Source organism: Agrobacterium sp. 22-214-1 (assembly GCF_053522465.1).
This window is the reverse complement of the sequence record NZ_JBNWCK010000001.1, coordinates 1,375,052-1,389,084: the sequence shown is the minus strand read 5'-3', so window position 1 is coordinate 1,389,084 and position 14,033 is coordinate 1,375,052. Positions and strand designations below refer to the sequence as shown.

The following is a 14,033-nucleotide window of genomic DNA, read 5'->3' as shown; positions in this document are numbered from 1 at the left end:
TCCCGGCTCAAAGGTTGGAAAGCGCGTTGTTCTCGAAACCGCGCACGGCCTCGGCGGTGGCGGTCCGGCACAGGTCGTCGGCGGTAACCGGAGCGGCCGCAAGGCGGGTGACCGTCACCGGGTTCGGCGCATAGGCCGGGTTGGGATCGAGCGGATGCGGGCAATTGGAAAAACCGACCAGCATGTCCATTTCCGCACGCAGCTCAACATAGTCCCCGCCATTGAGGAGGGCCGGGTTCCAGAAAAACCGGCCTTCGGTATCAACACGCACGGGCGCGAAAAGCGTCAGCGCGGCGGGAATGTCACGGCGGTCGAGGCCGAGCTTCATCGCCAGCTTGATGAAATTATCGCGTGTGTCGCGCAGATGTGCGCCCTCATAACGGGCGTTGCTCTGCGCGTTCGAGCCGCCGACAAGGCAATCATGCGCGCCGGAACTGTCCTCGGTAATCGAAAACATCACACGCCCCATGTCGGAAAAGATGACGCGGCCCTTGGAAAGCCCCGTCGTCCACTGCACCTTGATCGTGTCGGGCAGATTGATGCGTTCCGAGGTGTCGGCGGCATTCCAGGCGATAAGCGCAATCGAAGAGAAGCCGTGGTTGAGGCTGATGCGCAGCACCTCTTCCCTGCGCAGCCTGGTCGTCCAGTACCAGCCGCCGGGAATGATTTCGCGGTGAAGGATTTTCGTTTCGTCGAGCATGGGTTCGGGCAGGAGGCTGAAGCCGGGCAGCGCTTTGGGCGCGAATTCCAGCCCCTTTTTCTGGTGATCTTCATAACGGGCGCGGTTGGCGGCGATTTCTTCGGGCGAACGTCTTTGGTGCATAAGGTGCTCCATGGCGGTTGAGTTCGGGTCGTCCCGGTGTCTGCCCTTGTTTGCCGGGTCGTCCCGGCGGGCCGTCGGAAGCAATTCCGGCAAGGGTGCTGAGCCGCCCCTCCATCCGCAACTGCGCAGTCGACATCAGGGCTTGGCCCTGATGCATATCGTTTCAGGCGGCGACGCCGCCGGCCCGGCGCGGCGGCCAGATCGAAATGTCGCGGGTGACCGTTGCGCCATAGCGCAGCTTTTCCTCCGGGCGGTCGCGTGGACGCTCGAAAGCGATGACGCGGGTGGCAAGCGTGAAGGCCTCGCGCATGTCGTGCGTCACCATCACCACCGTCATCTGCGCTTCGTTCCACAGCCGTTTCATCAGCTGGTGGATTTCGGCGCGAATGCCCGGATCAAGTGCGCCGAAGGGTTCGTCGAGCAGCAGGATTTTCGGCCGCATCAGCAGCGTCTGGGCAAGCGCCAGGCGCTGCTGCATGCCGCCGGAAAGCTGGGCAGGATATTTGTCTTCCGACCCTGAAAGGCCGACATCGGCGATCATGGTGCGGGCCTCGTCGATCGCGGTCCGGCGGGCGGCGCCGAACAGCCTGCCGCTGACGGGCGACGCGGCAAGTTCCTTGCCGATCAGGACGTTACCGAGCACGGTCAGATGCGGAAACACCGAATATTTCTGGAACACGACGCCTCGGTCCGGTCCCGGTTCGTCGGGCAGCGGTTTGCCGTCGAGAAGGATCGTGCCGCGGCTCGGCCGCTCCTGGCCGAGGATCATGCGCAGGAAGGTGGTCTTGCCGCAGCCGGACGGACCGACAAGCGCGACAAAAGCGCGGGATTCGATCTCGAGCGAAACATTCTCGAGCACGATCTGGTCGCCATATTCCTTCCAGACATTGTCGATGGTGAGCGTGCTCATGCCTTGTTCTCCGTTGCCGACCACGGAAAGACGGCAAGGCGCAGCCGGTCCAGCAGCCAGTCGGTCAGCACGGCGATAAGCGTGATCCAGATGACATAGGGAAAAATCACATCCATCGCGAGATAGCGGCGAACGAGGAAGATGCGATAACCGAGCCCCGCATCGGACGAAATCGCTTCCGCCGCGATCAGGAAAAGCCAGGCCGGTCCGAGCTGGAGACGCAGACAGGTGATGAGCCGCGGCAGGACCTGCGGCAGCACCACGCGCAGCGCGATCTGCCATGAGTTTGCCCCGAGCGTCTCGGCCTTGATGATCTGCTCGCGCGGCAGTTCGATAGCCCTGAGCGCCAGATCGCGGATCATCACGGGCGCCACACCGATGACGATGAGTGCTATCTTGGAAATTTCGCCAAGGCCGAGCAGGATGAAAAGGATGGGCAAAAGCGCCAGCGGCGGCACCATGGAAATGGCGCCGACGAAGGGCGAAAGCAGTGATCGTGCGTAAGGCAGCATGCCGATCAGCATGCCGATGGCCAACGCCATCGCGGTCGCTATCCCCAGTCCCGAAAACAGGCGGATGAGGCTTGCGGCCGTATCCGTCCATAGAAGAATATCACCCGTGCGGGCATCGGGGATGACGGCCAGCCGGTTGATGGCGTCGGCAAGGCCGGCTAAGCCCGGCAGAAGCTTGTCATTGGCGTTTTCGGCAAGCCGTGCCGCCGAGCCGACCGTGTAAGCGATCAGCACGGCCGCAAAGGGCAGGACGGCAAGTCCAAGACGGGCGCCGTTCGAAGGACGCGAATTGATCCAGCGCATGGGAAACTCCGGGGTGATGGCAGGGTGGAAGACCGCGCCGGGGCGCGGTGCGGCTGGTCCTCAGAGCATCCCCTTGGCCGCTTCGGCCATGTAGTCCGTCGTGAAGCGGAACTTGATGTTGGACGTGTCGCCGCGGACGGCCCCGTCCGGAAACGCGATGCCGATCGCGTCCGCCGATGAAGCGCCGTTGCCAAGCAGGCCCTTGTCGAACAGGAAGTGCCGCACCCGGTCCATGGTCTTCGGCAGGTCCGGCGAAGCCGTGAAGGCGACCGCGTCCGCCGGCTTGTCGAACAGCTTGGTGGCCGCCATCTGGGCTTCGAAACCGGCAAGATCCGTGCCGGATGCCTTGCCCATCGCCTCGCGCGCCGCCTTGCCTTCCGTGCTGTCGGCGGTCATCACCTTCATCGTATCGTACCAGATGCCCGCGAGCGCCTTGCCGAAATCGGGATTATCCTTCAGCACATCGGTATGGGCGACCATCAGATCGATGATCTCGCCGGGGACTTTGGAACTGTCGAAAACCTTGTTGGCCGAGGAATTCTGGAGAATGGTCGAAACCAGTGGATTCCACGTCACGACAGCAGAAACCTCCGGTGTCTGGTAAGCGGCGACCATGTCCGCGTCGGACGTATTGACGACTTTCACATCGCGTTCGGATGAGCCGATGGTTTCGAGCGCCCGTGCAAGCAGATAATGCGACACGGAGAACTCCACGAGATTGATGTTCTGGCCCTTGATCTCGGCAAGGTCTTTTTTGTCCTTGAGGATGACGGCATCGTTTCCGTTGGAGAAGTCGCCGACGATGACGGCGGTTGTATCGACGCCGCCGGCAGCGGGAATGGACAGGCCGTCCATGTTGGTCAGCGTCACGGCGTCATAGGCGCCGGCCGTATACTGGTTCATCGATTCCACATAATCGTTGAACTGCGTGACCTCGATATTGATGCCGTATTTGTCGGCCCATTTCTTGACGATGCCATGGTCGGCGGCATAGCCCCAGGGCATCCAGCCGACATAGATCGACCAGGCGACCTTGAAATCCTTTTTGGGCGCAGCATCCGCTGTTGAAACCAGCGGGAGCGCAAGAAGGCCCCCCAGCGCGGAAATGGAAATGATTGTTCTGAAAGTCTGCATTGGTATTCCCCTTTTGCTTGTTCTCAAAAAGGGATCGGCATAGACCAACGCCGCCAATCCCTTGGCTAACGAGGTCTCCCGGGCTTTTGTCCCGCCGTGCATCCGTGCGAGATTTCTCCTCGCACAGTGGCTGCTCTCGGACCAGTCATGCAAACCTGCACCGGAACCCTAGCGGCCAACTCGGAATAAACGAAGCAAACCGCGTGCCAGATTGGATTTTGGGGTTTGACGCGCGATTTCGTCAAAATGCGAAGAAGAGTGCCCGATTTGTGTTCTTGCCGATGGGCTTTCAAGCATATTTTTTAGGCGCGGCTTCGGCCAGCCGCTATGTCGTGACTTTCATCAGGCTATTCCGTCACCATCGTCATCGCAGAATTGCCAGCGGGCAACAACGCAAAATAACAGCGTTGACTTTCGTGAAATATCACAACATTCTAGTTAGCGGATGAGGAAGCATGTCCGGCGGTGGAGGAAACGTCCGTCGGATATGTATAAGGATGGAGGATCCAAATGGCTTATCTGCATTCAAGACGTGGAATTGTTCGCGGCGCCCTGGCGTCCGTGCTGCTGGTCTCGGCGCTATCGGGCACGGCCTTTGCGCAACAGGCGAAAGAGAAGATCACATTTGCCGCGGCGATGTTCTCCGAGGCAGGCCGCGGTGACCGCGCCAAGGCGTGGGTTCAGAAATTCAATGAAAGTCAGGACAAGATCGAGGTCGAGCCAATCGCGATCCCGTTCTCCAGTTTCGCCAACACCGTCTTCACGCAGATGGGTGGGGGCGGCGGCCCGGATCTGGTCCGTTTCGACCAGATCGACTATTTCGCAGCCGTCCCGTCGGGGCGCGTTCTTTCCCTCGAAGGCCTTATCGATCCGTCGCAGTATAAATTCATCGGTCCCGACAAATATCTCGCGGTGAACGGCAAGCGCTATGGCGTGATCTTCGATTCCACCGGTTACGGGCTTCTTTACAACAAGGATATCGTCAAGGGCGCACCGCCCACGACATTCGAGGATTTCCTCAAGGTTGCCAAGGAAACGACGGGTGACGGCAAATATGGTTACGCCTATCGCGCCACGATGGCAGAACGGGCCGGTTTCTGGCAGGACGTCTGCAATTTCGTCTACGGATTTGGTGGCCGCTGGAGCGACGCTGCCGGCAATCTGACGGTAAACAGCCCCGAGGTCATCAAGGGTATCGAGGCCTATAAGGCGGTCTACGATCTCGATGTCATTCCGAAAGGCGCCGATGCCGCCACCTACCGGCGCATGTTCTGGGAAGGCAAGATTGCCATGAATGTCGACAATGGCGGCGTTGCGGCGATCTTCCACCAGAATTCCCCGAATCTTCCCTTTGCCGCCGCACCTTCTCCCTTCCCGACGCCGGCTCAGGGCCTGATCATGACCATGCTGTCGATCAACGCCAATACCAAGCACAAGGATGCGGCCGTCACCTTCCTGAAATGGGCGCTGGAGCCGGAAAATCAGCAGGGCCTGCAAAAGGCCATGGGAACCATCGTCGGCACGGTGACGCAATATTCCGCCGAGGACCTGGCGGCGCAGCCCTGGCTTACCGTTTATGACAAGCAGGTCGAAACCGCGGTTCCGCAACTGGTCATGGGCCTTGAGACGAAGACGCCGGAAATCCAGCAGATCGTGCTCGAGAGCGTGCTGAAGGTTCTTCAGGGCGGGGAAAACCCCAAGGACGCCATGGATGCCGCGCAGCGGCTGATCGAGCGACGGGTGCTGCGCCGCTGATGCGGCGCAGACTTTACCTGCAATTTTCACAAAGCGAGTAATGTCGATGCGATCATCCGACTCACGCAGCGGGATCGAGGGCAGCCGGTGGACACCTTATTGGTTCGCCGCGCCTGTCGCCCTTTATCTTCTGCTGTTTCAAATCTACCCCTTGCTGCAGGAGTTGAAGCTCAGCTTCACATCGACTTCGCTGCTGTCTCCCGACGACCAGCTCTTTGTCGGTTTCGAAAACTATCTCTATATCTTCGAAACCAGCGATTTCGCGCAGGTTCTCTGGGTCACGCTGATCTATACGATCCTCTGCGTCGTGCTTGCGATCGGTTTCGGTCTCGGTACGGCGCTGCTTCTCAACAACCCCTTTACCGGACGCGGCATTGCCCGCGCCCTGGTAACGGTGCCATGGGCGGCGCCGCCGGTTGCCGTTGCGCTGATCTTCACCTGGATGCTCAACTCCCAATATGGCGTGTTCAATTATGCGCTGCGGGTGCTGGGCCTGCCGTTTTCCAGTGAAAACTGGCTGGACAATCCGTCGCTTGCCCTGCCTGCCATCATGATCACGACCATCTGGCAGATCTTTCCGTTTTCTTCGGTCGTCATTCTGGCAGCTCTGCAGGGCGTTCCATCGGAAGTGCGCGAAGCTGCGATCATCGATGGAGCCGACCGGTTCAACGTCTTCAAGACGGCTGTATGGCCGACCATCCAGCCGACCGTGCTGTTGCTCGCTCTCTTCGTCACCATCTGGTCGCTGCGCCGTTTCGATCTGATCTGGCTGATGACGCAGGGAGGTCCGATCGGCGCGACCAATACGCTGGTGATCGAGCTTTACCGTCAGGGCTTCGTCTATCGCGAGCTCGGCAGTGCTGCCTCCATCGGCATGGTGGGCCTCGCCATCGCGCTTGTCGTGACAATGATCTACTTCAAGATATCGCAGCGTGCCGAACGTGCGCAGGGGAGACGCGCATGAAAACCTCTCCCTGGCAGCACAGCCTGCGCATGATCAGCGTCCTTGCCCTTCTCGGTGTTGCTGTCTTCCCGATCTATTGGATGTTGGTGACATCGCTCACCACGTCTTCGGAGCTCTTTGCCGCAACCCCGCAGTTCCTGCCGTCGTTTTCGGAACTGAATGTTTATCGGGACGTGTTCAAGACCATACCGGTTGCGACATGGCTGAAAAACAGCGTGATCGTTGCCTCCGGCACGACGGTGCTGAGCATTGTGCTGGCGATCCTGCCCGCCTATGCGCTCTCCCGTTTCCGGTTCGCCGGTCTTGCTCTTCTCGGCTTCGTGCTGTTTGCCACCCAGATGCTGCCCGAAGCCATGCTGGTCGTGCCGCTTTACGCCATCTTCGGCGATCTCGGGCTGCTCAATACTTTGACCGGCCTGATCCTCGCCAACACCGCCTTTACGGTGCCGGTCATCGCCTGGATTCTCAAAGGGGCCATAGATGCAGTGCCGATCGAGGTTGAAGAGGCCGCCCGCATGGAGGGGTGCTCCAAGCTCGACGTGGTGCTTCTGATCGTGGTGCCGCTGATTGGGCCGACGCTCGCCGCCGCCTCGGTCATCGCATTCTTCAACGGCTGGAACGAATATGTTTTCGCCCAGACGCTCATCAGCAGCGAAAGTCTGCGCACCGCCTCGGTGGGGCTCGCCGGTTTTGTCGGCGAATTGTCGACGCCCGTGCATTCCGTCATGGCCGTCGGCTTCATCTACACGCTGCCCGCTGTCCTGTTTTACCTTCTTGTCCAACGTTATGTCGTGGCCGGTATGACGGCTGGCAGCGTCAAGGGCTGATAAAGGATCTTTGAAATGGCATCCATTACCCTGAAAAGCGTCAGCAAGAGTTTCGGCGCAAAGGACGTTATCCGCAATATCGATATTGCCGTTTCGGACGGCGAGTTTCTGGTGCTGCTCGGCCCTTCGGGCTGTGGAAAATCGACGCTTCTGCGCATGCTGGCCGGTCTTGAAAGCATTTCCGGCGGAGAAATACTGATCGGCAGCCGCCGCGTCGACAATCTGCCGCCAAGCGACCGCGATATGGCCTTCGTTTTCCAGTCCTATGCGCTCTACCCGCATCTGACCGTGCGCAGGAACATGACGTTTCCGCTGGTGATGAAACAGTTCCGCTGGTGGCATCACCTGCCGATCATCGGAGGTCTTGTCAGGCGGCGGATCGAGAATTCGCCGCAGGTGAAGGAAATGGTACAGCGCAATGCGAAGATACTGGGCCTGACCGAGATGCTGGACCGGTTTCCGCGCACCCTGTCGGGTGGGCAGCGGCAGCGTGTCGCGTTAGGCCGGGCGATGGTGCGGCAGCCCGAAGTCTTCCTGATGGATGAACCGCTCTCCAATCTGGATGCCAAGCTCAGGACGTCGATGCGGGCGGAAATTTCCAAGCTGCATGCCGATATCGGCGGTACATTCGTTTATGTGACCCACGATCAGGTCGAGGCCATGACGATGGGAACCAAGATCGCGCTGATGCGCGACGGTGTCGTTCAGCAATTCGGTTCGTCCCGCGAAATCTATAGCGATCCGGCCAATACCTATGTCGCGCGCTTTATCGGCACGCCGCCGATGAACCTCATCGAAGCCGATGCGGCAAGCGGTGTCGTCAGCGTCGGTGGCATTACGCTGGCGTTGCCGCAGGGCCTGTCGGCAGCGGTCAGGAAAGACGGCAAGGTTCTGTTCGGCATCCGCCCGAATGCGATCCGGCTGACGCCCGAACGTCAACCCGGCAGCGTCGAAGGAACGGTGACGCTGGTGGAGCATATCGGCGCCGAATCCGTCATTGCGGTCACGCTCAGCAATGCCCGCACGGCGCATCGCGAGGAAGGCGAACTGGACGCCGTCATGGTCACCGAACAGGGCTATACCGGGCTTAAAGTCGGTGATCCGGTTTCGCTGGCGTTCAACCTCGATGACGCCGTTCTGTTTTCCGCCGAAACCGGCCTGCGGCTACGCGCATAATCTTCAGCACCGGAGCCGGATCATGAAGAATGCAAGAGGCGATACTTCACAGCGAGATCAGCGATTCCAGGCTGGAATCGAGGATGGATGGATCGATGTCCCTCTCGAGGGCATCGAACATCCGGTCGACATAGTCGATCAGCTGGTCGGACGCTTCGACGGCCAGCGCGACATTCCGCTTGGCGATTGCCTCGAGTATGCCGATATGGCTCTGGATGCTTCCGGCCAGACTTTCCGCGCCGCCGATATTGCGGTGATGGATCAGGCCGATGCGCCGGAACAGGGTGTGGAGCGGCCGCAGCGTATGCTCGAGGAACGGCTCTCCCGCCGCCAGCAGGATCAGCTTGTCGATACGACGGTCGAAAATATTGAAATCGCCGATCGCCATCGTGTCGCGCTGGTCTTTCAGAATGCGGGTGATGTGCAGCATCTGCGAACGGTGCGTGGACGTGGAGTGCTCGGCGGCCAGCGACACGACAAAACGCTCAAGGTCGCGCCGCAAACGCAGAAGCATTCGCTCGCGGGCGAGGTCGATGGGCGCGATCTGCAGGCCATGACGGGGCTGAATGATCACGAGCGTATCGGCGGCCAGCCGGCTGACCGCCTGATGCACGGGCGTGCGGCTCAATCCGGTCTCCCTCTGCAGGTCTTGAATGGAAAGGAAGCGGCCAGGCTTGAGTTCACAGGTAATGATCAGGTGCTCGATGCGCTCATAGGCAAGCTCCGTCAGGTTGACGCTGTTGCGTCTCTTCTTCTCCTGCGGATTACCGTCCTCATCTTTCGTCCCGTTCTTGTCTTCACTGGTCATGCTTCATTCCTCGAGATTCTGCCTGACGTTACCGTTCCGTCCCGTCAGTTGCAAAATGCAATGACAGGAAATTTCTCAATATTTCAGATTTCCAGAATTTTCAAAGGAAGCACCGGCGCCGCGGGAAAGCTTTTCGCCAGCGTGCGGCACCATCAAACCAAAAAATGTCTCGCTTGAAGGCTGCTCAGGCACCGTCACAGCGAAATCAGGAAGGAAAATTCGATGTTAGGCGTTATCATTCACGCTCAGAAGGATTTGCGGATCGAACCCGTGGCCAGCGTCGCCCCGGCTGCCGGTCAGGTTCGGATTGCCGTCAAGGCCGGAGGCATTTGCGGTTCCGATCTTCATTATTACCTGCATGGCGGTTCCGGCAGCATCCGCGTGCGTGAGCCGATGGCGCTCGGCCACGAGATGGCCGGCATTATCGAGGAATGCGGCGCCGGTGTTTCGCATCTGGTGCCGGGCATGCGGGTGTCGGTCAATCCGAGTTCTCCCTGTTACGAATGTGAATATTGCCGGGAGGGCGCCCATAACCAGTGCATGAACATGCAGTTCATGGGCAGCGCCATGCGCCTGCCGCATGCGCAGGGCGGTTTTCGCCAGAGCATCACCGTCAGCGCCGCCCAGGCAATTCCGATTGCCGAGACGGTTACCATGGCGGAAGCGGCCATGGCCGAGCCGCTCGCCGTTGTTCTGCACGCCATGAAACAGGCGGGGCCGCTTCTGGGCAAGCGGGTTCTGGTCACGGGCTGCGGTCCGATAGGGGCATTGTGCGTGCTGGTGGCGCGGAATGCGGGCGCTGCGGAGATCATCGCGACGGATGTGGGCGAATTCCCGCTGCAGGTCGCGCGTAAACTCGGCGCGACAGCGGCTCTAAACATGGCGACGACGCCGGAAGCGCTTGCGCCCTACGCCACGGGCAAGGGTACGGTCGACATCTTGTTCGAGGCCTCGGGCAATCAGGCTGCGCTCAACGGCGCACTCGCAGCCATCCGCGCCGGCGGCATCATCGTCCAGCTCGGGCTTGGCGGCGATGTTACATTGCCGATCAACGCCATCGTCACCAAGGAATTGCAGCTGCGCGGCACCTTCCGTTTCGACAGTGAGTTTCAGCAGGCCGTCGATTTGATGAACTCCGGCCGCATCGATCTGACACCGCTCGTAACCCATACATTGCCGTTTCAGGAGGCGAATGACGCGTTCATGCTCGCCACTGACAGGTCGCGGGCGATGAAGGTGCAGTTATCGTTCTGAGAGGCACCGTGGGCGCGGCGATCCGCTTCGATGGCGGAGATGAAGGCAACTATCATGAAGATCACAAAACTCACCACCTATATCGTTCCGCCACGCTGGCTGTTCCTCAAGATCGAGACGGATGAGGGCATCACCGGCTGGGGCGAGCCCGTGGTCGAAGGCAGGGCTTTGACGGTTCAGGCTGCCGTGCATGAGCTGGAGGATTACCTCATCGGCAAGGATCCGTTCCTGATCGAGGATCACTGGACGGTCATGTATCGCGGCGGGTTTTATCGTGGCGGTGCAGTCCATATGAGCGCGATTGCCGGGATCGACCAGGCGCTCTGGGATATCAAGGGCAAGGCGCTCGGCCAGCCGATCCACGCGCTGCTCGGAGGCCAGTGCCGCGACCGGATCAAGGTCTATTCATGGATCGGCGGCGACCGTCCGAGTGACGCGGCGAACAATGCGCGGGCCGTCGTCGCTGCGGGCTTCAAGGCGATCAAGCTGAATGGCGCCGAAGAGCTGCAGATCGTCGACGGCAACGACAAGATCGACGCCATCGTCGCGACCATAGGCGCCGTGCGCGATGCGGTGGGGCCGCATATCGGCATAGGCGCCGATTTCCATGGCCGGGTTCACAGACCGATGGCCAAGGTGCTGGCGAGGGAACTCGAGCAGTTCAAGCTGATGTTTATCGAAGAGCCGGTACTTTCGGAAAATCTCGAGGCGCTGAAGGAAATCGCCAATCATTGCTCGGCTCCGATCGCGCTCGGCGAGCGACTTTATTCACGTTGGGATTTTAAATCCGTCCTCTCCGGCGGCTATGTCGATATTATCCAGCCGGATCTTTCGCATGCGGGCGGAATTACCGAATGCCGCAAGATTGCGACGATGGCGGAGGCCTATGACGTCGCCCTTGCGCCGCATTGCCCGCTTGGGCCGATTGCTCTGGCTGCCTGCCTGCAAGTCGATGCTGTCAGCTACAACGCATTTATCCAGGAACAGAGCCTTGGCATTCACTACAATCGGGGCAGCGACCTTCTGGACTACATCACCAACAAGGATGTCTTCCGTTACGAGGACGGGTTTGTCGAAATACCGCAGGGTCCCGGCCTGGGTATCGAGGTTGATGAGGCGCATGTGATCGAAATGGCGAGGCAAGGCCATCGCTGGCGCAATCCGCTCTGGCGTCATCAGGATGGCAGTCTCGCCGAATGGTAAGCGCAGCGATGAGGCAGGCTTTTCGGACAATGACGATTCTCTCCGTTGGAACCAGTGCATCGGAGAGCTGATGAGAACCGCCTTTGGGACTGGAGCATGTTTTCTTGTGAGAGATAAGTAGATGGTCCTGTCCATGCAATTTGGAAACGAAACGACGGGCAGACAGAAATGGAAGCAATGATGAAAATAACTGCGATCAAGACTTTTCGGGCAGAAGAGTTCTCCAACGTCCTCTGGGTGCATGTGGAGACCGATCAGGGCGTTACCGGTCTCGGCGAAACCTTTTATGGGGCGGCGGCTGTCGAGGCCCACATCCACGATACGCTGGCAAGCCGGCTGGTGGGCCGTAACCCGCTTCATATAGAGGCCCTTCACCGGGAAATGCTCAACCTGCCGATGGCCCATGCCTCGACGGGGGCGGAACACCGGGCGGCTTCCGCAGTCGACATCGCGCTGTGGGATATTTTCGGCAAGGTGTGCGGACAGCCTGTCCACCAGATGCTGGGCGGGCTCTGCGTGGAGAAGATGCGTGTCTACAATACCTGCGCCGGAAGCCGCTATGTGCGGACGAAGAAGATCAAGCCGGTCGATACCTGGAATTTGGGTGAGGAAGCCGGTCCTTACGAAGACCTCGACGGTTTCATGAACCGGGCGGGCGAACTGGCGGAAGACCTTCTGTCGAACGGCATCACGGCCATGAAAATCTGGCCGTTCGATCCTCCGGCGATGGAAAACCGCGGTCTGTTCATCACGGCGGAACAGATGAAGACGGCGATCAAGCCGTTCGAGCTGATCCGCAAGGCCGTCGGCGACAAGATGGATATCATGGTCGAGTTCCACTCGCTGTGGAACCTGCCGGTTGCCAAGCAGATCGCGCGGGCGCTCGAGCCGTTCAAGCCCACATGGTACGAAGATCCGATACGGATGAATTCGCCGCAGGCGCTTGCCGAATACGCACATTCCACCGATGTGTGGACCTGCGCCTCCGAAACGCTTGGCACCCGTTTTGCCTATAAGGACTATCTCGACCGCGACGCCGCCCATGTCGTCATGGCCGACCTGTGCTGGACGGGCGGCCTGACCGAGGGCCGCAAGATCGCGGCCATGGCGGAAACCTATCACCGGCCTTTTGCCCCGCATGACTGCATCGGCCCGGTCGGGTTCGCCGCCGCCATCCACATGAGCTTTTCGCAGCCCAACACGCTTATCCAGGAAAGCGTGCGCGCCTTCTACAAGGGCTGGTATCGCGAACTGGTGACGGAGGTTCCGCGTATCGAGGGCGGCTTCGTTTATCCGATGGAAGGCCCCGGTCTCGGCACTGAACTGCAACCGTCCTTCTTCGAACGCTCGGATCTGTCCGCCCGCGTCTCTGAACTCTGAGGGGAATCGTCATGAGCGTTTCACTATTCGATCTCAGCGGCAAGACGGCGCTGATCACCGGTTCGTCCCGCGGTTTGGGGCGGGCCTTCGCCGAGGGGCTGGCGAATGCCGGCGCCCGGGTGATACTCAATGGCGTCGACGCCACCCGACTGGAAGAGGCGGCTGCGGCGATGCGCTCGACAGGTCGCGAGGTGCTGACGGCGGCGTTCGACGTGACCGACGAAGCCGCTGTCATCGCAGCCTTCGAGCGGTTCGACCGGGACGGTATCCGGGTGGATATCCTCGTCAACAATGCCGGCATCCAGTTCCGCAAGCCGATGCTGGAGCTGGAGACCGCCGACTGGCGAAGGGTAATCGACACCAATCTGACGTCGGCCTTTCTCGTCGGCCGGGAGGCGGCCAGGCGAATGGCGGAGCGCGGTTCCGGCAAGATCATCAATATCGGATCGCTGACCTCCGAACTCGCCCGGGCAACGGTTGCGCCTTATACCGTGGCGAAAGGCGGCATCAAGATGCTGACCAAGGCCATGGCGGCCGAGTGGGCCGAAAAGGGCATTCAGGCCAATGCGATCGGCCCCGGCTACATGATCACCGATATGAACGAAGCCCTGCTCGCCAACCCGGAATTCGACGCCTGGGTCAAGGCGCGTACACCGGCGCGGCGCTGGGGGCGTCCGGAAGAACTGGCGGGAACCGTCATCTATTTTGCGTCCGCCGCATCCGATTACGTCAATGGCCAGATCGTCTATGCCGATGGCGGCATGATCTCCGTGTTGTAGGCGAGCGTCCGCAATTCGTTTCGTCACGCTTCGGGAGAGCGTGACGGGTTCCAGCAAAACGCGCGGAGGAGCAACATGAAACTCCTATCGATGAAGCGTGCATTCCGCGCGGGCGTCACGCAACCTTGGTGACGTGTGAGCCTTTGCCACACGCCGCCCGGCAAAAACCATTTGGCTAAAATCGCTTGCGCTGGTATTGTCCGCC

At 60.1% G+C, this 14,033-nt stretch carries 13 protein-coding genes and 1 riboswitch; of the genes, 8 read left to right on the top strand and 5 right to left on the bottom strand.

The genetic code is table 11. The features are described 5' to 3' along the window. Window positions 1-7: 7 nt before the first annotated feature. The 4 genes from ACQZ5G_RS06995 to ACQZ5G_RS06980 all read right to left on the bottom strand — a co-directional run bounded on the left by ACQZ5G_RS06995 (window position 8) and on the right by ACQZ5G_RS06980 (window position 3,682). Entirely contained in the window at window positions 8-823 is an 816-nt protein-coding gene (locus ACQZ5G_RS06995; protein WP_448737326.1) for an urea amidolyase associated protein UAAP1, read from the bottom strand. Between the two features lie 163 nt (window positions 824-986). Next, entirely contained in the window at window positions 987-1,733 is a 747-nt protein-coding gene (locus ACQZ5G_RS06990; RefSeq protein WP_196377989.1) for an ABC transporter ATP-binding protein, read from the bottom strand. Further along, window positions 1,730-2,548, bottom strand: coding sequence for an ABC transporter permease (locus tag ACQZ5G_RS06985; RefSeq protein ID WP_004432677.1), 819 nt, complete (start codon window positions 2,546-2,548; stop codon window positions 1,730-1,732). The genes ACQZ5G_RS06990 and ACQZ5G_RS06985 overlap by 4 nt, the downstream gene beginning before the upstream one ends. Window positions 2,549-2,608: 60 nt before the next feature. Next, window positions 2,609-3,682: a putative urea ABC transporter substrate-binding protein gene (locus tag ACQZ5G_RS06980; RefSeq protein ID WP_448737327.1), complete on the bottom strand. Its 1,074-nt coding sequence runs from the start codon at window positions 3,680-3,682 to the stop codon at window positions 2,609-2,611. A 73-nt stretch (window positions 3,683-3,755) separates the two neighbouring features. After that, window positions 3,756-3,865: riboswitch (guanidine-I (ykkC/yxkD leader) on the bottom strand. Window positions 3,866-4,192: 327 nt separating this feature from the next. Between ACQZ5G_RS06980 and ACQZ5G_RS06975 the strand changes: the two genes are divergently transcribed. Genes ACQZ5G_RS06975 through ACQZ5G_RS06960 form a run of 4 tightly spaced genes read left to right on the top strand, consistent with a single transcriptional unit; the run spans window position 4,193 to window position 8,404 of the window. Continuing rightward, a complete protein-coding gene (locus tag ACQZ5G_RS06975) occupies window positions 4,193-5,437 on the top strand; it encodes an ABC transporter substrate-binding protein (protein WP_174056273.1) in 1,245 nt (414 codons plus the stop codon). Window positions 5,438-5,483: 46 nt separating this feature from the next. Then, window positions 5,484-6,401, top strand: a complete 918-nt coding sequence (locus tag ACQZ5G_RS06970; RefSeq protein WP_059760857.1) for a carbohydrate ABC transporter permease — start codon at window positions 5,484-5,486, stop codon at window positions 6,399-6,401. Further along, window positions 6,398-7,228 (top strand): carbohydrate ABC transporter permease, encoded by an 831-nt coding sequence (locus ACQZ5G_RS06965; protein WP_142778723.1) that lies wholly within the window; start codon window positions 6,398-6,400, stop codon window positions 7,226-7,228. The genes ACQZ5G_RS06970 and ACQZ5G_RS06965 overlap by 4 nt, the downstream gene beginning before the upstream one ends. A gap of 15 nt (window positions 7,229-7,243) precedes the next feature. Next, window positions 7,244-8,404 (top strand): ABC transporter ATP-binding protein, encoded by a 1,161-nt coding sequence (locus ACQZ5G_RS06960; protein ID WP_448737328.1) that lies wholly within the window; start codon window positions 7,244-7,246, stop codon window positions 8,402-8,404. A gap of 46 nt (window positions 8,405-8,450) precedes the next feature. On the opposite strand, the gene ACQZ5G_RS06955 is transcribed toward ACQZ5G_RS06960, so the two are convergent. Then, window positions 8,451-9,212 (bottom strand): GntR family transcriptional regulator, encoded by a 762-nt coding sequence (locus tag ACQZ5G_RS06955; protein ID WP_004432690.1) that lies wholly within the window; start codon window positions 9,210-9,212, stop codon window positions 8,451-8,453. Window positions 9,213-9,434: 222 nt separating this feature from the next. On the opposite strand from ACQZ5G_RS06955, the gene ACQZ5G_RS06950 reads away from it, so the two are divergent. From ACQZ5G_RS06950 to ACQZ5G_RS06935, 4 genes are all read left to right on the top strand, one after another. Further along, window positions 9,435-10,466 (top strand): L-idonate 5-dehydrogenase, encoded by a 1,032-nt coding sequence (locus tag ACQZ5G_RS06950; protein ID WP_059760653.1) that lies wholly within the window; start codon window positions 9,435-9,437, stop codon window positions 10,464-10,466. 54 nt (window positions 10,467-10,520) lie between these two features. Further along, window positions 10,521-11,669 (top strand): galactonate dehydratase, encoded by a 1,149-nt coding sequence (gene dgoD / locus ACQZ5G_RS06945; RefSeq protein ID WP_448737329.1) that lies wholly within the window; start codon window positions 10,521-10,523, stop codon window positions 11,667-11,669. A 180-nt stretch (window positions 11,670-11,849) separates the two neighbouring features. Further along, window positions 11,850-13,049 (top strand): mandelate racemase/muconate lactonizing enzyme family protein, encoded by a 1,200-nt coding sequence (locus ACQZ5G_RS06940; protein ID WP_448737599.1) that lies wholly within the window; start codon window positions 11,850-11,852, stop codon window positions 13,047-13,049. Window positions 13,050-13,060: 11 nt separating this feature from the next. After that, entirely contained in the window at window positions 13,061-13,828 is a 768-nt protein-coding gene (locus ACQZ5G_RS06935) for an SDR family oxidoreductase (protein ID WP_174056281.1), read from the top strand. The last annotated feature ends 205 nt before the right edge of the window (window positions 13,829-14,033 follow it).